Raw genomic sequence first — 16,830 nt, 5'->3', positions numbered from 1 at the left:
AGACGAAAAAAAACGCGCACCAGGCGCGTTGTTTTCAGTGTGTTGAGCAAAAGAACACCATACCGCGTCTAGCGATTCCCCCACAACATAGTCGTAGTTCGCGGTGTCATAACCGTCAGTGCCTTTCTCGCTCTTACTTGTGTGAGACTTAAACAAGCTACTGCGCGCTGCATAACTGCTGCCGCTCGCTACGCTTCTTTAAGCCTCACTGTGTTCTGGTGGGCGGTGCAGAATTCGAATCTGCGACCCCTTGGATGTCGACCAAGTATTCTAACCAGCTGAACTAACCGCCCGATGCCGCCATTATAGGGAGTGCACCGCCCTTAGGCAAGGCTTGTCACGGAAAAAGTTTCCTGGCACGCCTTTGGCCGTACACTAGCGCCTTGTTCGAATCATCACACCACCATGTCCGCCCAGCCCTCTTACGACCACCTGCACGCCCACCTCGACGGCGATGCCCGCCATGCCCACGTGATCGAGGGCCGCAGTCAGGCCGCGCTGTCGGTGGCGCTCGGGCTGACCCTGCTGTTCGCCGTCATCGAAGTCATCACCGGCTTCATCTCCAACTCGCTGGCGCTGATCTCCGACGCCGGCCACATGGTCACCGATGCCGCCGCGCTCGGCCTGGCCCTGCTGGCCCAGGCGATCGCCAAGCGCCCGCCCTCGCCCCGCCATTCCTTCGGCTTCGTCCGCGCCGAAGCCCTGGCCGCCTTTGTGAACAGCCTGGCCATGCTGGCGCTGGTCGCCTGGATCGCCTGGGAAGCCGTGCAGCGCCTGCTGCATCCTGAGCCGGTGCAGGGCGGCGTGGTGCTGGTGGTGGCGGCCATCGGCGCCAGCATCAACTTGCTGGTGGCCTGGGTGCTGTCGCGCGACAACCACAGCATCAATACCCGCGCGGCGCTGGTGAACGTGTTGGGCGACCTGCTCGGCTCGCTGGCGGCGATCGCGGCCGGCGCCATCATCTATTTCTTTCCGACCTGGGTGCGGGTCGACCCGATCCTGTCGATCTTCGTGGCCCTGCTGATCCTGCGTTCCACCAGCGGCATCCTGCGCGAGTCCTACCACTTCCTGATGGAAGGCGTGCCACACGAGATCGACTACCTGGAAGTCGGCGCCAACCTGAAGGGCGTGAACGGCGTGCTCGACGTGCACGACCTGCACGTATGGGACATGTCGCCCGGCCACCCTGCCCTCATCGGCCACCTGGAGATCGCCAGCCTCGAGCAGTGGCCGGCCGTGCTGGCCGCGGTGCGCGCCATGCTGCGCGAAAAGCACGGCATCGACCACGTGACCCTGCAGCCCGAGGCAGCCGGCGGCAAGTCGCTGTAAGCCGGGTCTTACCCCGCCTGGGCCCGCACGCCGATACCCGCCCCGCTGCCGCGCTGCGCATAATCCCTCCATGGATTGCGAGCGCACGGTTTTCGACACCCTCATCATCGGCGGCGGCCCGGCCGGGCTGACCGCCGGCATCTACCTGCGCCGCTTCACCCGCCACATCGCCCTGGTCGACAAGGGCAACAGCCGCCTGTCCTGGATCCCCGTCTCGCACAATTATCCCGGCTTCCCGGAGGGAATCAACGGCGTCGAACTGCTCGAGAACCTGCGCGCCCAGCTCGCCAACTACGGCGGCAGCGTGATGCCGGGCGAGGTCCTCGACCTGCGCCTGGAGGATGGGCTGTTCGTGGGCGACTATGTGCCTCCCGACGGTGGCGAGGCCTGCCAGCTCCGGGCGCACACGGTCTTGCTGGCCACCGGCGTGGCCGACGCCGGCATGCCGGTCGAGCGCTGGGACGAGGCGGTGCGTTGCGGCGCCGTGCGCCTGTGCCCGGTGTGCGACGGCTGGGACGTGATCGACAAGCGCATCGGCGTCGTCACCTCCGAGGTCAATCCGGTCGGCCACGCCCTGTTCATGCGTACCTTCAGCACCGACGTGCTGCTGTTCGAACGCGGTCCCGTATCGACCCTGAACGACGAAGACCGCCAGCGCCTGGCGGCCGCGAACGTGCGCTACGTCGACTCTCCACTGGCCGGCGTGACGATGAGCGAGGACATGAAGCCCATCCTGCATACGAAGGATGGCGCGGACTACCACTGCGACGTGTTCTACCCGATGCTGGGCGAGAGCGCGCGCTCCGACCTGGCCAGCGCCCTGGGCGCCGAGACCGTGGAGTGCCGCAAGCTGCTGGTGGACGATCATTGCCGGACGTCGGTCCCGGGGCTGTTCGCGATCGGCGACGTCACCCGTGGGCTGAATCAGATCGCGGTGGCCACCGGCCAGGCGGCGCTGGCGGCGACCAACATCCACAATACCCTGCCCTGGGCGCTGCGCTGAGTCCGGAACATCCGCCCCGGTGTTCGGCTCCGGATACCGATTGCCCGAAACCGGACGGCGGCGATCGGCCCGAACGGCAAGGTCCCCTGCCGGGGGCCACGAATCCTGATCTGGCACGCTTGTTGCAACTACCTGTGGACACCACCACAGGAGAGTCGCATGAATGTCATCAAGCTGTTCAAACGGTTCGCCGCCGTCGTCGCCATTGGCGCCAGTCTCGCAGCGCCGGCCCTGGCCCAATCGACGCGCGGACCTACCACGCCGGAGGAACAGGCACGCATCGTGCAGCTCGCGGCCGCGGCCGACAAGGACCCGGTCGGCGTGATGACGTCGGCCGAGGGCCGTTGGTTCGAGAAGTGGGCCGAGGAAGCCCCCGACTACATGCTGGGACCCGACAAGGGCGTGTTCTGGCTCCACGCCAGCGGCACGGCGCAGGGGGAGCTCAAGCGCGTGCTGCGCTTTCACCATACGGTGAGCACCGCGGCCTTCCAGCTCGAACAGCGCATCCTCGACCCCTATGGCAATCCGGCGCACCTGGAAGCCAGGACACTCGCCGGCATCGAGGGACTGCTGCGCGCATATGAATCCCTGGTCGCAAAGCGCGCGGAGAACCGCACGCCCAAGATGGACGAGGTGCTCGCCTTGCGCGACAGCGGCGGCCTGGCCGCGTTCGTGAAAGCCTTGCCGCCGATGCCCGCGCGATGAGCGGGCCGCTCATGCCCGGCCTGCTGCACGCATCCGTCCTTGCCCTGGCCCTGATCTTCACGACAGGGCATGCTGCTGCCCAGCCGGACCCGCTGTCCGCCAGCGAACGCCTGGCGGCGGAAATCGGCGCGCGCACCCCGATGATGGACGACCTCGAAGCGCTGTGCGACGAGTTTGGCGCCAGGCTCACCGGTTCCGACCAGTTGCGGGCGGCGCAGGCCTGGGCCATGCGCAAGCTGGCCGTGTACGGCGCCACCTCGGTCCGCCTCGAGGCCTATCCGCTCGGCCGTTCCTGGCGCCGCGGCCAGGCGCGGGCGCGGCTGTTGAATGCGAACCGGATGGCGCTCGACGTGGTCCAGAAAGCCTGGACCCACGGGACCCGCGGCGTCGTGCGCGCACCCGTGGGCGTGCTGGACGTCAAGTCCCTGGACGGCCTGCGGCAAGCCCTGCCGGCGCTGAAGGGCAGGATCGTGCTGGTCCTCTCGTTGCCGAGCCCTTCCGCCGAACAGCAGAAAGACCCGGCAGGCTTCCGGGCCGAGGTCGACCGCTCGCTCGCCGGGGCGGGTCTCGCGGGCGTCCTGCTCGTGTCAAGCAAGGCCAGTGGCCTGCATGACATGTGGGGCGGCCCCGACTCGCGCTTCGACAGGAATGCCGGCATCGTCACGCGCGAGGGTGCCAATCTGCTGCGGCGCCTGCTGGCGCGGGGCGTGATCCCGCAGCTCGAGCTGGAACTGGGCGGCGGCTTCGACACGCGGCAGGTCGAGGCGCATAACGTCGTCGCCGACTTCGCCGGCAACGATGCGGCGGACGAGATGGTGATCGTCGGCGCACACATCGATTCCTGGGATCTGGCCTGCGGCGCCACCGACAACGGCAGCGGCACGGTGGTGGCGATGGAAGTGCTGCGCGCGCTGCATGCCACCGGGCTGCGGCCGCGGCGCACCCTGCGCGTCGTCCTGTTCTCGGGCGAGGAACAGGGACTGCTGGGGAGCAAGGCCTATGTTGCGGCCCACAGGGACGAGCTGCCGAAGGTGCAGGCGGTACTGGTCCAGGACGCCGGCGCGGGGCGCATCACCGGCTTTCCCGACATGAAAGTGGAGGCGTGGTTCGCAGCGCTGTCCGCCGCCGTCGGGACGGCGAAACAGCTTAGTCCCCTCGATATCATGTATGCGGTCAGCAGGGGATCGGATCATGCCAGTTTCTTCGACGCCGGCGTGCCCGCGTTTGCCGCGATCCAGGACGGGCCGGAATACCGCAGCCACACGCAGCACACCCAGGCCGACGCCTTCGAGCAGGTCAGGAAAGCGGATTTGTTGCAGGCCGCGCAAGTCATGACCGTGACCGCCTGGGAACTCTTGAACGGCCCGCGGCTGCCGCATTTGCCGCCGGCACCGGCGCGCGTCAAGCCATGACGGACACTCAGGCCTCGACGTCGCAGACCCGGTCGCGCCCCGCCGACTTGGCCTGGTACAGGCGGCGGTCGATCCGGTCCAGGAAGACCTCGGGATCGTCGCCGGCGCCCGGGACGATGGTCCCGACCCCGATGCTGACCGTGACCAGGCGCCCGACGCCCGAGCGTGCATGCGGAAGCTCTTTCTGCGCCAGCAGCTTGCGGCAGCGCTCGGCGATGTTGCGGGCGGCCTCCTCGTCCGTCGCCGGCAGCAGCAGCACGAATTCCTCGCCGCCGAAACGGGCGCACAGGTCGCGCGTGCGCGCGGCCCCCGCATCCAGCACGGCGGCGACCCGCCGCAGGCACTCGTCGCCCTGCACGTGGCCATAGTGGTCGTTGTACTGCTTGAAGTAATCGATGTCGATCACCAGCAGCGACAAGGGCTCGCCGCCGGCGCGCGCCTTGGCCCATTCGACCGGATACAGGGTGTCGAACATGCGGCGGTTGGCCACGCCGGTGAGGCTGTCGCGGTAGGACAGCACTTCGAGTTCGCGCTGCAGTTGCAGGATCTTGTCCTCCGCCTGCTTGCGCGCCGTGATGTCGAACATGAAGCCGACCAGGGAATCGACGCTGCCGTCGGCGCGCCGCACCACGTGCACCACGTCGCGGATCCAGACCTCCTCGCCGTCGCGCGTCAGCGCCCGGTAATCGGCTTCATGGTCCACGCCCTGCTGCGACTGGGCGACGCAGAAGTCGACCGTCTTCTGGCGGTCTTCTTCATGGATGCGCTCGGCCCAGTCGGTGACGGCGATCCAGCTGGACGGGCTCCAGCCGAGCAGTTCTTCGATTTGCGGGCCGATGTAGGTGAAGCGCATCGTGGCCCAGTCGATCCGCCAGGGAATCGCCTTGGTCGATTCCAGCAGGGTGCGATAGACGCCGGGATCGTCGCAGGCGACCGGCTGGGAGGAGAAAATGGGGGCGCTCATGGGAATCCGTGTCGGGGCTGAAGTATGCATTGTGCATCGGAAATTTCAGCGGCGCCCGATATTTACACCCGAGAGCGGGGTGTCGCGCATTCGATACAACAATTATCACAAAGCTGCAAAAAACCTTCATATTTCTTTACCCGAATGACAACATACATTACCATTATTCAACTTTAATGGTTTTATTACAATAATCAAGGGTGTATGTTCAAGAAAAGTCTGTTGATGGTTTGCCTGAGCGCCTTCGGTTTCTGTGGAGCCGTGTCGGCCGCGCCGATTTCCTGCGCTACGGGGTCGTATGACGTCTCGGCCAAGCTGGTCGGCGCCAGTGCCTGCGAGCGCCTGGCCGTCACCGGGAAATCGGCAAACGACAAGGCAGAACTGATCAACAAGCAAGGCTTTTTCGGCACCGGCACCTGGCAGTTCGAGGGCAAGTATGACGACCTGAGCGCCTCCGGCGGCGCCGACGATTCCGCCCTGTTCGACTTCAGCGGCGGCAGCAAGGCCGGGACATTCAGCTACGTCGGCAACTTGTCGGATCCGCTCGACATCATGTTCGTCTTTAAGAGCGGCAATGGCACCAATCTGGTCGCCTACCTGCTCGACACGCCTTCCGCGACCGGTATCAAGTACAGCTCGCCCTTCATCCCGGGCCTGTTCGACGTGAAGAATGCCAAGGCCGTGTCGCACATCAGTGTGTACACCAGGCCCAAGTCCACCGTAAAAGGCCCCGAGCTCGAGACCAAGCCGGTCGAGATCGGCGACAATGCCGCCGACGTACCGGAACCCGGCACGCTGGCCCTGCTCGGCCTCGGCATGGCCGGTCTCGTACTGCGCCGCCGGCGCGCCTGAACTCAGCCCTGTCCTGAGGCCAGCGCGATCCGGCGCCGGATGCGCTGCACTTCCTGCGCATTACCGGCCGCCTCGGCGCGCTGCGCCTGCACGCCCAGCCAGGCCAGCAGCGGACGGCGCCAGCCCTGGTTCGACGCCGTGTCGATCGCCTGCGCCATGCCTTCCGGCGTAATGCGGCCAGCCTTGAACGCAGCCCCGGCCGCCACCAGGCGCGCCAGCGGATCGGCCACGCCGGCGACCTGGCCGCTCGCCAGCACCGGACGATGCTGCTCGGGCAGCAAGGCCCCGTTCAAACCTTCCCATCGGCCGTACAGATAATCGGCATAGGCGCGCTGTTCAGGCGTCGCCTCCTGCGCCAGGGCCGCGTAGCCCGGACAATCGTCGAAATCGAGGCTGGCCACACGGGCCGCGCAGCGCACCAGCTCGACCTGGGCCACGTAGTCGGGCCGGCCGGTGCTGGTGGTCGCCGTGCGCGCACTGCGGAAGCCGGCGGCCGCGGCGGCCGTGTGTCCCTTCAGGTAGTCGTCGACGGAGCCGTCGAGGGCGCCCTTGGCGTCGGCCTGCCAGTCCGGCGGCAGCGGTTTGCCGGCGCAAGCTGCGAGCATTGCCACGGCGAGGAAAGCGCAGATTCTCATGGCAGCTTGATCTCCTGGTTGCTGCGGGCGAAGGGCCACTTGCGGTTGATCTCGTCGACCAGGCGGTTCACCTTGCGCAGGCTGGCGTCGACTTCGCCGCGCAGCGCGCCCAGGTCTTGCGTGGCCACGCGTGCGTTGGCGCCGACCGCCTGGGCCTCGACCAGCACCGCGTCCACCTTCTTGAGCGTGGTGCTGGCATCCTGCAGCACCACGTGCAGCTGCCGGATCGCGACCTGGGCGTCGTCCATCACCCCATCCTTGCCGTAGACGCGCTGCTCGGTCTTGCCCAGCAGGGAGTTGATGCGATCCAGCGCCTCGCGCAGCTTGCGCGCCTCGGCATCGCCGCCCATCACCCCGCCCAGCACCCCGGCCGGGCCCGACATGCGGCCGGTGACGGAATTGATGTTGGCCAGGCTGGCATTGATGTCCGAGCCGGTCGCCGTCATGGTCTCGAGGTTTTCCAGCAGCGCGCGGGCGGTGGCGACGATGCGCGGGATCTCGGCGGTTGCGTCGCCGCGCAGTACCTGGCGGGTGGCGCCCGGCGGCAGCGGCGGGTCGTTCAGCAGGCCGGTGAAGGCCCGCAGCCGGGTCTCGCCGACGATGCTCGACTCCAGCGTGAACACGCTCGAGGTGCGCAGCCACTTGGCATCCTTGCTCTGTACGTCGACCAGGATCCGCACCTTGCCTTCGGGTGAGAGCTCGACCTGGCTGACGCGCCCGATCGGGAAGCCGGCGAACGTCATGTCCATGCCGGGGATGACGCCGGACGAATCGTCGGTCTCCAGCACCAGGCGCTGGGTCGGCTCGAACACGCCGCGCGCGTGCATCACGTAGCCGATGAAGGCGGCGACCAGGATGCCGATCGCCACCAGCAGGATCATTGCCTTGAGTTCGACGTGTTTCGGTTCGTCCGGCAAGGGTTCGGTCATGTCGTCCTATTCTTCTTTTAGATGTATTTAAGTGCGAGCGAGGCAGCTTCGATCACCAGCAGCACGAACAGCAGGCGCAGCGCGCCCGGCTGCACGGTGAAGTTGACGCGGCGCGGATAGCGCTGCAGCTCGAGGATGGCCGCTAGCGGGATCAGGGCCACGGCCAGGCCGAACAACACCGTCTTGAGCACGAAGCCGATGGTCACCGCCGGCGAAAACACGCGGCCGACGGTGCGGGTGTAGTCGGACATGCCCCAGGGCGACAGGCCATACACGTTCAGGTAGGCCAGCGCCAGCACGATGACGCTGGTGACCATCGCCAGGCTGAGCACCCCGAAAGCATTCGCCAGCAGCTGCGGCACCATGTCGCGCCGCATGCGGCGCAGTGCCTCGTCGTTGGCGGCCTGCGCGGACATGCCGGCACGCGCCAGGCCGAGGGCCGAGGCGTCGAAGGCCATGCTGGCGCGCAGGGCCACGAACATCGCGGCAGACAGAGGAATCAGCTCCAGCACCAGCACCCGCACCACCATCTCGAGCGCGAAGTGCGACAGGCCGTAGCTCTTGGCCGTGACCAGCACGATGCGGATGATGACGAGGCTGATGAGTGCGGAGGCCAGGGCGAACCAGGGCAGCACCTGCCAGGCGCTGGCGTAGATGTGGCGGGCCGCGGCCAGGCGGTTCTCGCGGTTGTAGGTCGAGGGCGACAGGGCCATCACGATGGCGACCGCGCCCAGGTGCACCATGTACCACCAGCTGCGCAGGTAGCGTGCGAAGGCGAGGCCCCACAGGCTGGGTCTGGCGTAGAGGTTCAGGGTTCGGCGCATGGTGTCAATATGATACAAATTCTGATGGATGTGCTCGGTTTTTGTATCAAATTGATACTTTTCGACGACTCGTTGGAACTTGGATCCCGGCCTGCGCCGGGATGACGCGCAAAAGGAGCGGCCCAACAACCCTGTTTGTACCACTCGCCCAAAAACCGTCGCCCCGGCGAAGGCCGGGGCCCAAGTTTGCCTGAGCACCGCAACCGCGCTTATTGACGGCGCGCCTCCATCACCCCCTTCACCTCCCCGATCGCCCCCAGCGCCTTCTGCAGCTGCCCGGTCGACCCGATCTCGGCCGTGAACACCATGCGCGCCTGTCCCTTGGCGCTCTGGGTGTTCACCCCGATCACATTGATCTTTTCGCGCATGAACACGTCCGAGATGTCGCGCAGCAGCCCTTGCCGGTCCATCGCCAGGATGAACAGGTCGACCGGGTACACCGTCTCCAGCCCGGCCGAGCCCCATTCGGTCTGGATCACCCGTTCCGGCGCCTTGGCGCGCATCTCGGCGAAGTTCTTGCAGCTGAGGCGGTGGATCGAGACGCCCTTGCCGCGCGTGACGAAGCCGCAGATCGGGTCCGGCGGCGCCGGCTTGCAGCACTTGGCCAGCATCGTCATCAGGCCCTCGGTGCCGACCACCAGCACGCCCGACTTGGCACCCTGCTCCACGCTCGAGGCGCGGCTCTTGTAGACCACCGCTTCGTCGACGGGCGGCGGTGCTTCCGGCGTGTCGTGCAGGGCCGCTTCCACGTGGCGCAGGCTGAACTTCTCCTTGCCGACCTGGATGAACAGTTCCTCGACCTTGGCAAAACCCAGCTTGTGCGCCAGCGCTTCCAGGTTGACCGCGGTCTTGCCCTCGCGCTGCAGCGATTTCTCGACCAGGGTCCGGCCCTGGGCCAGGGTCTCGGCCTGCTCCATCGCGTGGAACCACGCGCGAATCTTCGACCTGGTCCGGCTGCTGACCGTATAGCCCGGGCTGAGCCAGTCGCGCGACGGCCCCTGGCTGCCGGCCGGGCCCTTGGCCGTGATGATCTCGCAGGTCTGGCCGTTCTTCAGCGGCGTGTTCAGCGGCACCATCACGCCGTCGATCTTGGCGCCGCGGCAGCGGTGCCCCACCTCGCTGTGCAGGTGGTAGGCGAAGTCGATCGGGGTTGCGCCCTGGGGCAGCTCGAGCACCCGCGCCTGCGGGGTCAGCACGAAGATGCGGTCGTCCAGCGTGGTGGCCTTGAGCTTCTCGACCCATTCCTTCTGCAGGTCTTCCTGGCCCGCGACCACGTCGGCGACGTCGCTCTTCCAGGCCAGCAGCTGGCGCAGCCAGGCGATCTTCTCGTCGTACTTCTGGCTCTTGAAGTTCGAGCCGCCCTCTTCCTTGTAGCGCCAGTGCGCGGCGATGCCGTACTCGGCGAAGTTGTGCATCTCCTGGGTGCGGATCTGCACTTCCAGCGGCCGCCCGTCCTCGGCGGTGACGACCGTGTGCAGCGACTGGTAGCCGTTCGGCTTGGGGCGCGAGATGTAGTCGTCGAATTCCTTCGGGATCGGCGTCCAGATGTTGTGGACGATGCCGAGCACCGTGTAGCAGGTCTTGACGTCCGGGACGATCACGCGGAAGGCGCGCACGTCGTACAGGGACGAGAAGTCGAGCTCCTTGCCGCGCATCTTGTTCCAGATGCTGTAGATGTGTTTCGGCCGGCCCGAGACCTCGGCCTTGATGCCGGCATCGTGCAGCTCCGTCTGCAGGCGGTTGATCGAGGCCTCGACGAAGCCTTCGCGCTGCATGCGCTTCTCTTCGAGCATCTTGGCGATGCGCTTGTAGGTGTCCGGCTCGATGAAGCGGAAAGACAGGTCCTCGAGCTCCCACTTCAGCTGCCAGATGCCGAGTCGGTTGGCCAGCGGCGCATAGAAGTCGAGCACCTCGCGGCCGTAGGCGCGGGTGACCTCGTCGAAGCGCTTCTGCTCCGCGAACCAGCGCAGGCTGGCGGCGCAGGAGGCCAGGCGCATCAGCACCACGCGCATGTCGGAAGCCATCGCCAGCAGCATCTTGCGCAGGGTTTCCACCTGGGCGGCGGCCTGCTGGGCGGCGTTTTTTCCACTACCGACCTGCTCCTTGCCGGCCGTGAGGTCGCGCAGCTTGACCAGCTGGTAGACGCCCTGCACCAGGTCCGACACTTCCTTGCCGAAGCGCTCCTCGAGCGAGCCGGCGACCGCCGGGTCCATCATCGCCAGCTCGAACAGCAGGCCGGCGATGCGGGTCTCGGCGTCGGTGCGCAGGTAGGAGAGCGTGCCGGCCACGCCGAGCGAGAACTCGAAGGCGTTCTGGCCGGTGGCGGCGCAGCGCTCGCCGTACATGCCGGCGGCGTAGTCGAGCGCGGCCTGGACCCGCGCGCAATCCTCCACGCTGAGTCCCTGGACCAGCTGGGTGGTGGCGTCACCCAGTAAAGCGGTTGATACCATCTAGGTGCTTAGCGCAGTGCGGCGGTGATGCAGACCTCGACCAGGCATGCAGGGTTGGCCAGCTTGGCTTCCACGGTGGCGCGGGGCGGCGTATGGCCCTGGGGCACCCACTCGTCCCAGACCGTATTCATGCCGGCGAACAGGCCCATGTCGGCGATGAAGATCTGGCACATCAGGACGCAGGACTTGTCGCTGCCGGCTTCGCCCAGCAGGCGGTCGACGTGGCCCAGCACCTCGCGCATCTGGCCCTCGATCCCCTGGGTGGTGTCTTCGGCGATCTGGCCGGCCAGGTAGATGGTGCCGTTGTGGATGGCGATTTCGGAGAGGCGCTTGCCCACGTGGAGTCGTTTGATTTCCATGACTGCTTTCTCAAGTAAAGTGGCGGGAACCTTCATTCCGCGCCGATTAAAAATTCTCGTGCGATTGCGATCTGCTCAGGCTGCACGAAGGTGGGCGCATGGCCGACGCCCGGGATCTCGACCAGCCGCGGCTTCGGCCCACGCGTGCACATCTCCCGGGCCGTCTCGCGCGACAGCAGGTCGGACTGCTCGCCGCGCACCAGCAGGGTCGGACAACGGATCGCGTCCCAGGCCGACCACAGCGCCGCCTGGTCGCCGGCCGCGCGCTCCGGCGTGATGGCGCGGAAGGGCTGGGCCAGGCCGAGGTCGTAGTGGCGCACCCACTGGCCGTCCGGGTCCTGGCGCAGCACGTCGTTCGCCAGCTTGAACCATTCTTCCTCGGTGTGCGGGCCGAAGGAGGTCGACACCGCGCGCACATAGGCCGCGCCGGTGTCGAAGTCGGGGAAGCGGATGTCCTGGCCGATGTACTCGCCGATGCGGGCGATCGCGCCCTGGTCGAGCACCGGGCCGATATCGTTGAGCACCAGCTTGCGCACCGGGCTGTCCTCGAGCGAGGCCAGCATCATGCCGATGAGGCCGCCCATCGAGGTGCCGAACCAGTGCACGCCCAGTGCGTCGTCCGGGGTAACGCGGGCGATCAGGGTGACCATGTCGGCCACGTACTGCGGCACCGTGTAGTACTCGGGATCGCGCAGGCGGCCCGAGCGGCCGCGGCCGACCACGTCCGGGCAGACCACGCGGTATTCGTCGCATAGGGCGCGCGCCAGCCCGTCGAAGTCGTCCGCCACGCGGGTGACGCCGTGCACGCAGACCAGCACCTTCGGGTTGAGCGGGTCGCCCCACTCCTTGTAGGCCATCCGGTGCAAGCCGGCGGGCGAGCTGCACTGCACGCTTTTTAATCTGGCTTCGCTCATCCCCGGCTCCGTCATGGCAATATTGTCCGTTCTACTATCCCAACGCGCCATTTTACCGGGCGTTGCGATTAGAATTCTACCAATTCTGCGAAAGCAAGCCTCACCCCCCCTTAAATTTAGAGGACCCAATGAAATCCAGTATGCTCAGCGGTAAAACAGCACTCGTCACCGGATCGACCTCTGGCATCGGCCTCGGCATCGCCCGTTCGCTGGCGGAACAGGGCGCCAACATCGTGTTCAACGGCTTCGGCGACGCCCAGCAGATCGAGAAGCTCTACACGGACGTCGGCAGCGAGTTCGGCGTGCAGACCGCCTACCACAACGCCGACATGAGCAAGCCGGGCGAGATCGAGGCGATGATGCGTTTTGCTGCCGACAAGTTCGGCGGCGTCGACATCCTGGTCAACAACGCAGGCATCCAGCACGTGGCGACCGTGGACGAATTCCCGCCCGAGAAATGGGACGCGATCATCGCGATCAACCTGACCTCGGCCTTCCACACCACCCGCCTGGCACTGCCAGGCATGAAGCAAAAGAACTGGGGTCGCATCATCAACCTGGCCTCGGTGCACGGCCTGGTGGGCTCGGCGGGCAAGTCGGCCTATGTCGCGGCCAAGCACGGCCTGGTGGGCTTCACCAAGGTCACCGCGCTGGAAAACGCCACCACCGGCGTGACCTGCAATGCGATCTGCCCGGGCTGGGTCTTGACCCCGTTGGTGCAGAAGCAGGTGGACGACCGCGCCGCGCGCGACGGCCTGAGCAACGATGCGGCGCGCAAGGCCCTGCTGGCCGAGAAGCAGCCTTCGGGCGAGTTCGTGACCCCGGCGGAACTGGGCGCGCTGGCCGTGTTCTTCTGCAGCCCGGCCGGCGACCAGGTGCGCGGCGTGGCCTGGAACATGGACGGCGGCTGGGCCGCGCAATAAGGCCACGATGACACTGCGCCTCGACGAAGCTGCCTTGCAGGACGCCTGCCTCGACCTGGCCCGGGTGGTGCTCGCGGCCGGCCAGCCCCAGGTCTCGAACGACATCCTCGAGACCCTGGCCGACCGCTTCCACCGGGAAGTCGTCGATTTCGCACCCGGCATCGCCCGCGCCGGGCGCGACCCGAACCTGTTGACGCGCGCGGTGCACTACCTGATCGACGCGCACGCCCTGCCCCTCATGGGCACCGACATGGCCTGGTTCCGCCAGACCCTGGTCTGCCTGGTCGAACTGGCGGTGCCGGGAATTGCGCTGTCCGACCAGGGCGGGGCCTTCCTGCGCGACGTGCAGCTGGGGATCGAGCAGTCGCTGGGGGATCTGGAAGCATAGCGTTCACACACCTACAACAACGAGACACTGCATGCAACGCACCACCAGGGCACTCGCCCTTGCCATCCTCACCTTGCTCGCCAGCGGCGCCCATGCTGCCAACCAGCGCCCTGTCCTCCTCACCGCCGACCGCGTCTGGACCGGCGAGGGATCGTCGAAGAACGGTTGGGCGGTGCTGGTCTCGCAAGGCCGCATCGAGGCCGTCGGCCCGGCCGACAAGCTTGCGGTGCCGCCTGATGCCGAACGCATCGACCTGCCCGGCAAGACCCTCACCCCCGGCATGATCGACCTGCACTCCCACGTCCTCCTGCATCCCTACAACGAAACCACCTGGGACGACCAGGTGATCAAGGAGCCGGTCGCCTACCGCATCATGCTGGCCGGCCGCCATGCGGCCGCGACCCTGCAGGCCGGCTTCACGACCCTGCGCGACCTCGGCACCGAAGGCGCCGACTATGCCGACGCCGGCATCAAGCGCGCCATCGACGAGGGCGTCGCACCCGGTCCGCGCCTGCTGATTGCCACGAAAGCGATCGTGGCCAGCTACAGCTACGGCCCGGCCGAGAAGAGCTACCGGCCCGACATGGAAATCCCCTATGGCGCCCAGCCGGCCACCGGCATCGACGAAGTCACCAAGGCGGTGCGCGAGCAGTCGGCGCGCGGCGCGGACTGGATCAAGATCTACGGCGACTACCGCACCGGCATCGACGGCACGGCGCGCCCGACCTTCACGATGGAAGAAATGAAGGCGATGGTCGCCGCCACCCACGTCACGGGACGCAAGGTGGCGGTGCACGCGAGCAGCGACGACGCCATCCGCATGGCCGTGCTGGCGGGTGCAGACACCATCGAGCACGGCTACGGCGCATCGGAAGCCACCTTCCGTTTGATGAAGGAGCGCGGCACCGCCTACATCCCGACCCTGACGGCGCCGGAAGCGACCGGCGAATACTTCCAGAAGCATGTGCGCGGCGGGACGCCGACGCCCGCCATGCAGCAGGCGCACCGGGCCTTCGCGCTGGCGCGCAAGGTCGGGGTCAGGATCGGCAACGGCAGCGACGTCGGCGTGTTCGCGCACGGGACCAATGCGCGCGAACTGGCATGGATGGTGAAGCTCGGAATGACACCGCTGGAGGCGATGCGGGCGGCGACCGTGGTGGCGGCGGAGATCCTGGGAAAGAAGGACATCGGCCAGCTGAAGACGGGGATGCTGGCGGATGTGGTGGCGGTCGAAGGGGACCCGACCGAGGACATCGGGGCAGCGGCCAAGGTGGGCTTCGTGATGAAGGGCGGCCAGGTGTTCCGGAAATAGCACGCTATACAGAATTGGCATAAGGCATAACAAGATATAAGGCCTGCGGATATCCACAATAGATAAGGCGGTCCGCTTCCGACAAGATGGCAACACCACAAACTTCTCTTAGAAGAGTTGCCATGAAAAAGCCTTTTTACAAAATTCTGTATGTCCAGGTGCTGATCGCCATCGTGCTCGGCGTGTTGCTCGGGGTGTTCTACCCTGAACTGGGCGCGAAGATGAAGCCATTGGGAGACGGCTTCATCAAACTGATCAAGATGATCATCGCCCCCGTGATCTTCTGTACTGTCGTCGCCGGTATCGCCGGCATGCAGGACATGAAGAAGATCGGCCGCGTCGGCGGCAAGGCCCTGCTCTACTTCGAGGTCGTATCGACCTTCGCGCTGGCCATCGGCCTGGTGGTCGCCAACGTCCTCAAGCCGGGCGCCGGCTTCAACGTCGACGTCGCCCACCTGGACGCCTCCTCGATCGCCAAGTACACCGAGAAGGCGCAAAGCCAGACCACGACCGACTTCATCATGAACATCATCCCGAACACCTTCGTGGATGCCTTCGCCAAGGGCGACATCCTGCAGGTGCTGTTGATCGCCCTGCTGTTCGGTTTCTCGCTGTCGATGATGGGCGAGCGCGGCCGCCCGGTGACCAAGATGATCGAGGACTTCTCGCACGCCATCTTCGGCGTCGTGAACATCGTCATGAAGGCCGCCCCGATCGGCGCCTTCGGTGCGATGGCCTTCACCATCGGCAAGTACGGCCTCGATTCGCTGCTGCCGCTGGCCAAGCTGATGGGTTCCTTCTACCTGACCTGCTTCCTGTTCGTGGCCGTGGTGCTGGGCGCGATCGCGAAATACACCGGCTTCTCGATCTTCCGCTTCATCAAGTACATCAAGGAAGAACTGCTGATCGTGCTCGGCACCAGCTCGTCGGAAAGCGCCCTGCCGGCCCTGATGCGCAAGCTTGAACGCCTCGGCTGCTCCAAGCCGGTGGTCGGCCTGGTGGTCCCGACCGGCTACTCGTTCAACCTGGACGGCACCAACATCTACATGACGATGGCGGCCCTGTTCGTGGCCCAGGCCACCAACACCGAGCTGACCCTGATGCAGGAACTGACCATCCTGGCGGTGGCGATGCTGACCTCGAAGGGCGCATCGGGCATCACCGGCGCCGGCTTCATCACCCTGGCGGCGACGCTGGCGGTGGTCCCGACCATCCCGGTGGCCGGCATGGCCCTGATCCTCGGCATCGACCGCTTCATGAGCGAAGCCCGCGCCCTGACCAACTTCATCGGCAACGGCGTGGCGACGGTGGTGGTGTCGAAGTGGGAAAAGGAACTCGACACCGAGCGCATGGACGCCGTCCTGAGCGGCCGCGTGCCGGTCGATGGCGAGAAGGACCTGGAGCCGGTGCGCGCAGCCGCATAAGCCTGTCTTTACGCTCCGCGAGAACGCGCCTTCGGGCGCGTTTTTTTATGGCGCTGTCACCCTTGTCTATGGATGACTCCGAATGCGATGCGCAGCAATTGTTCAGCAGAATTAATCCGTCCGCCATCGAGTGCCCAGCGCCAGCCCAGGTAATTCGGTAAATAGCGCGAAGTGTCGCGCAGCCGCAGCCGTGCCAGCGGGGTGCCGCTCAGGTCCTTGAAGGTGCGCCCGCATTCGCGGCAACGGTAGCGCTGATGGCCGCTTCCTGTCCATGCGGACAGGACTTGGACCATGGGTGAGCTCAGCAGTTCAACCCTCATCCATCGCTAGCGGTGACAGCGCGTTTATGGCTTGGTCATAGCTCCTTACCCGAAATGCATGCAAATCCCTCTATCTGTCGCCGAAAA

At 66.2% G+C, this 16,830-nt stretch carries 16 protein-coding genes, 1 tRNA gene and 2 pseudogenes; 9 read left to right on the top strand and 10 right to left on the bottom strand.

Features of this window, described 5'->3' with window-relative positions; translation table 11 throughout:
• Positions 1-216: 216 nt before the first annotated feature.
• A tRNA-Val gene (locus tag ACSQ25_RS10280) sits at positions 217-293 on the bottom strand.
• 112 nt (positions 294-405) lie between these two features.
• Between ACSQ25_RS10280 and ACSQ25_RS10275 the strand changes: the two genes are divergently transcribed.
• The 4 genes from ACSQ25_RS10275 to ACSQ25_RS10260 all read left to right on the top strand — a co-directional run bounded on the left by ACSQ25_RS10275 (position 406) and on the right by ACSQ25_RS10260 (position 4,449).
• Positions 406-1,329 (top strand): cation diffusion facilitator family transporter, encoded by a 924-nt coding sequence (locus ACSQ25_RS10275; RefSeq protein ID WP_436105594.1) that lies wholly within the window; start codon positions 406-408, stop codon positions 1,327-1,329.
• A 70-nt stretch (positions 1,330-1,399) separates the two neighbouring features.
• Entirely contained in the window at positions 1,400-2,332 is a 933-nt protein-coding gene (locus tag ACSQ25_RS10270; RefSeq protein ID WP_436105593.1) for an NAD(P)/FAD-dependent oxidoreductase, read from the top strand.
• A gap of 159 nt (positions 2,333-2,491) precedes the next feature.
• Positions 2,492-3,037, top strand: a complete 546-nt coding sequence (locus ACSQ25_RS10265; protein WP_436105592.1) for a hypothetical protein — start codon at positions 2,492-2,494, stop codon at positions 3,035-3,037.
• The gene (locus ACSQ25_RS10260; protein WP_436105591.1) at positions 3,034-4,449 is read left to right on the top strand and encodes a M20/M25/M40 family metallo-hydrolase; all 1,416 of its coding nucleotides are present in this window, start codon (positions 3,034-3,036) and stop codon (positions 4,447-4,449) included. Before ACSQ25_RS10265 ends, ACSQ25_RS10260 begins: the two co-directional genes overlap by 4 nt.
• A gap of 7 nt (positions 4,450-4,456) precedes the next feature.
• Here the strand turns inward: ACSQ25_RS10260 and ACSQ25_RS10255 are convergent, their stop codons facing one another.
• Positions 4,457-5,413, bottom strand: a complete 957-nt coding sequence (locus ACSQ25_RS10255; protein ID WP_436105590.1) for a sensor domain-containing diguanylate cyclase — start codon at positions 5,411-5,413, stop codon at positions 4,457-4,459.
• Positions 5,414-5,617: 204 nt separating this feature from the next.
• Here ACSQ25_RS10255 and ACSQ25_RS10250 point away from each other — a divergent pair, with 204 nt between their 5' ends.
• On the top strand, positions 5,618-6,265 hold the full coding sequence (locus ACSQ25_RS10250; protein WP_436105589.1) for a PEP-CTERM sorting domain-containing protein: 648 nt from the start codon (positions 5,618-5,620) through the stop codon (positions 6,263-6,265).
• Between the two features lie 2 nt (positions 6,266-6,267).
• On the opposite strand, the gene ACSQ25_RS10245 is transcribed toward ACSQ25_RS10250, so the two are convergent.
• The 6 genes from ACSQ25_RS10245 to ACSQ25_RS10220 form a co-directional block, all read right to left on the bottom strand.
• Positions 6,268-6,900 carry a hypothetical protein gene (locus tag ACSQ25_RS10245; protein WP_436105588.1) on the bottom strand — a complete coding sequence of 211 codons (633 nt, stop codon included), beginning with the start codon at positions 6,898-6,900 and terminating at the stop codon, positions 6,268-6,270.
• Positions 6,897-7,829 carry an MlaD family protein gene (locus ACSQ25_RS10240; protein ID WP_436105587.1) on the bottom strand — a complete coding sequence of 311 codons (933 nt, stop codon included), beginning with the start codon at positions 7,827-7,829 and terminating at the stop codon, positions 6,897-6,899. Before ACSQ25_RS10240 ends, ACSQ25_RS10245 begins: the two co-directional genes overlap by 4 nt.
• Before the next feature lie 17 nt (positions 7,830-7,846).
• Complete coding sequence (locus ACSQ25_RS10235) at positions 7,847-8,653, bottom strand: MlaE family ABC transporter permease (protein ID WP_436105586.1); 807 nt, start codon at positions 8,651-8,653, stop codon at positions 7,847-7,849.
• A gap of 209 nt (positions 8,654-8,862) precedes the next feature.
• Positions 8,863-11,103: a RelA/SpoT family protein gene (locus ACSQ25_RS10230; RefSeq protein WP_436105585.1), complete on the bottom strand. Its 2,241-nt coding sequence runs from the start codon at positions 11,101-11,103 to the stop codon at positions 8,863-8,865.
• Positions 11,104-11,111: 8 nt separating this feature from the next.
• A complete protein-coding gene (locus ACSQ25_RS10225) occupies positions 11,112-11,462 on the bottom strand; it encodes a RidA family protein (protein WP_436105584.1) in 351 nt (116 codons plus the stop codon).
• 32 nt (positions 11,463-11,494) lie between these two features.
• Positions 11,495-12,376 (bottom strand): alpha/beta fold hydrolase, encoded by an 882-nt coding sequence (locus tag ACSQ25_RS10220; protein ID WP_436108048.1) that lies wholly within the window; start codon positions 12,374-12,376, stop codon positions 11,495-11,497.
• 128 nt (positions 12,377-12,504) lie between these two features.
• On the opposite strand from ACSQ25_RS10220, the gene ACSQ25_RS10215 reads away from it, so the two are divergent.
• The 4 genes from ACSQ25_RS10215 to ACSQ25_RS10200 all read left to right on the top strand — a co-directional run bounded on the left by ACSQ25_RS10215 (position 12,505) and on the right by ACSQ25_RS10200 (position 16,423).
• Positions 12,505-13,299: a 3-hydroxybutyrate dehydrogenase gene (locus ACSQ25_RS10215; RefSeq protein WP_436105583.1), complete on the top strand. Its 795-nt coding sequence runs from the start codon at positions 12,505-12,507 to the stop codon at positions 13,297-13,299.
• Positions 13,300-13,306: 7 nt separating this feature from the next.
• Positions 13,307-13,687 (top strand): hypothetical protein, encoded by a 381-nt coding sequence (locus ACSQ25_RS10210; RefSeq protein ID WP_436105582.1) that lies wholly within the window; start codon positions 13,307-13,309, stop codon positions 13,685-13,687.
• Positions 13,688-13,718: 31 nt separating this feature from the next.
• On the top strand, positions 13,719-14,999 hold the full coding sequence (locus ACSQ25_RS10205) for an amidohydrolase family protein (protein ID WP_436105581.1): 1,281 nt from the start codon (positions 13,719-13,721) through the stop codon (positions 14,997-14,999).
• Between the two features lie 122 nt (positions 15,000-15,121).
• On the top strand, positions 15,122-16,423 hold the full coding sequence (locus ACSQ25_RS10200; protein WP_436105580.1) for a dicarboxylate/amino acid:cation symporter: 1,302 nt from the start codon (positions 15,122-15,124) through the stop codon (positions 16,421-16,423).
• Between the two features lie 56 nt (positions 16,424-16,479).
• On the opposite strand, the pseudogene ACSQ25_RS10195 reads toward ACSQ25_RS10200, so the two are convergent.
• Positions 16,480-16,593: pseudogene (locus tag ACSQ25_RS10195) on the bottom strand (IS1595 family transposase); the annotation flags it as partial.
• 12 nt (positions 16,594-16,605) lie between these two features.
• Positions 16,606-16,686: pseudogene (locus ACSQ25_RS10190) on the bottom strand (IS1/IS1595 family N-terminal zinc-binding domain-containing protein); the annotation flags it as partial.
• Positions 16,687-16,830: the final 144 nt, after the last annotated feature.

The sequence above is a fragment of the Massilia sp. LjRoot122 genome (genome assembly GCF_964252725.1).
Lineage (GTDB): Bacteria > Pseudomonadota > Gammaproteobacteria > Burkholderiales > Burkholderiaceae_D > Telluria.
Note: the sequence above shows the minus strand (reverse complement) of the source record. Positions and strands in the feature narration are given on the sequence as shown.

Coding starts and splice junctions, on each gene's coding strand:
- ACSQ25_RS10215 (WP_436105583.1), top strand. CDS start 12,505: ATGAAATCCAGTATGCTCAGCGGTAAAACAGCACTCGTCACCGGATCG.
- ACSQ25_RS10200 (WP_436105580.1), top strand. CDS start 15,122: ATGAAAAAGCCTTTTTACAAAATTCTGTATGTCCAGGTGCTGATCGCC.
- ACSQ25_RS10230 (WP_436105585.1), bottom strand. CDS start 11,103: ATGGTATCAACCGCTTTACTGGGTGACGCCACCACCCAGCTGGTCCAG.
- ACSQ25_RS10210 (WP_436105582.1), top strand. CDS start 13,307: ATGACACTGCGCCTCGACGAAGCTGCCTTGCAGGACGCCTGCCTCGAC.
- ACSQ25_RS10235 (WP_436105586.1), bottom strand. CDS start 8,653: ATGCGCCGAACCCTGAACCTCTACGCCAGACCCAGCCTGTGGGGCCTC.
- ACSQ25_RS10220 (WP_436108048.1), bottom strand. CDS start 12,376: ATGAGCGAAGCCAGATTAAAAAGCGTGCAGTGCAGCTCGCCCGCCGGC.
- ACSQ25_RS10275 (WP_436105594.1), top strand. CDS start 406: ATGTCCGCCCAGCCCTCTTACGACCACCTGCACGCCCACCTCGACGGC.
- ACSQ25_RS10245 (WP_436105588.1), bottom strand. CDS start 6,900: ATGAGAATCTGCGCTTTCCTCGCCGTGGCAATGCTCGCAGCTTGCGCC.
- ACSQ25_RS10255 (WP_436105590.1), bottom strand. CDS start 5,413: ATGAGCGCCCCCATTTTCTCCTCCCAGCCGGTCGCCTGCGACGATCCC.
- ACSQ25_RS10225 (WP_436105584.1), bottom strand. CDS start 11,462: ATGGAAATCAAACGACTCCACGTGGGCAAGCGCCTCTCCGAAATCGCC.
- ACSQ25_RS10265 (WP_436105592.1), top strand. CDS start 2,492: ATGAATGTCATCAAGCTGTTCAAACGGTTCGCCGCCGTCGTCGCCATT.
- ACSQ25_RS10240 (WP_436105587.1), bottom strand. CDS start 7,829: ATGACCGAACCCTTGCCGGACGAACCGAAACACGTCGAACTCAAGGCA.
- ACSQ25_RS10260 (WP_436105591.1), top strand. CDS start 3,034: ATGAGCGGGCCGCTCATGCCCGGCCTGCTGCACGCATCCGTCCTTGCC.
- ACSQ25_RS10205 (WP_436105581.1), top strand. CDS start 13,719: ATGCAACGCACCACCAGGGCACTCGCCCTTGCCATCCTCACCTTGCTC.
- ACSQ25_RS10250 (WP_436105589.1), top strand. CDS start 5,618: ATGTTCAAGAAAAGTCTGTTGATGGTTTGCCTGAGCGCCTTCGGTTTC.
- ACSQ25_RS10270 (WP_436105593.1), top strand. CDS start 1,400: ATGGATTGCGAGCGCACGGTTTTCGACACCCTCATCATCGGCGGCGGC.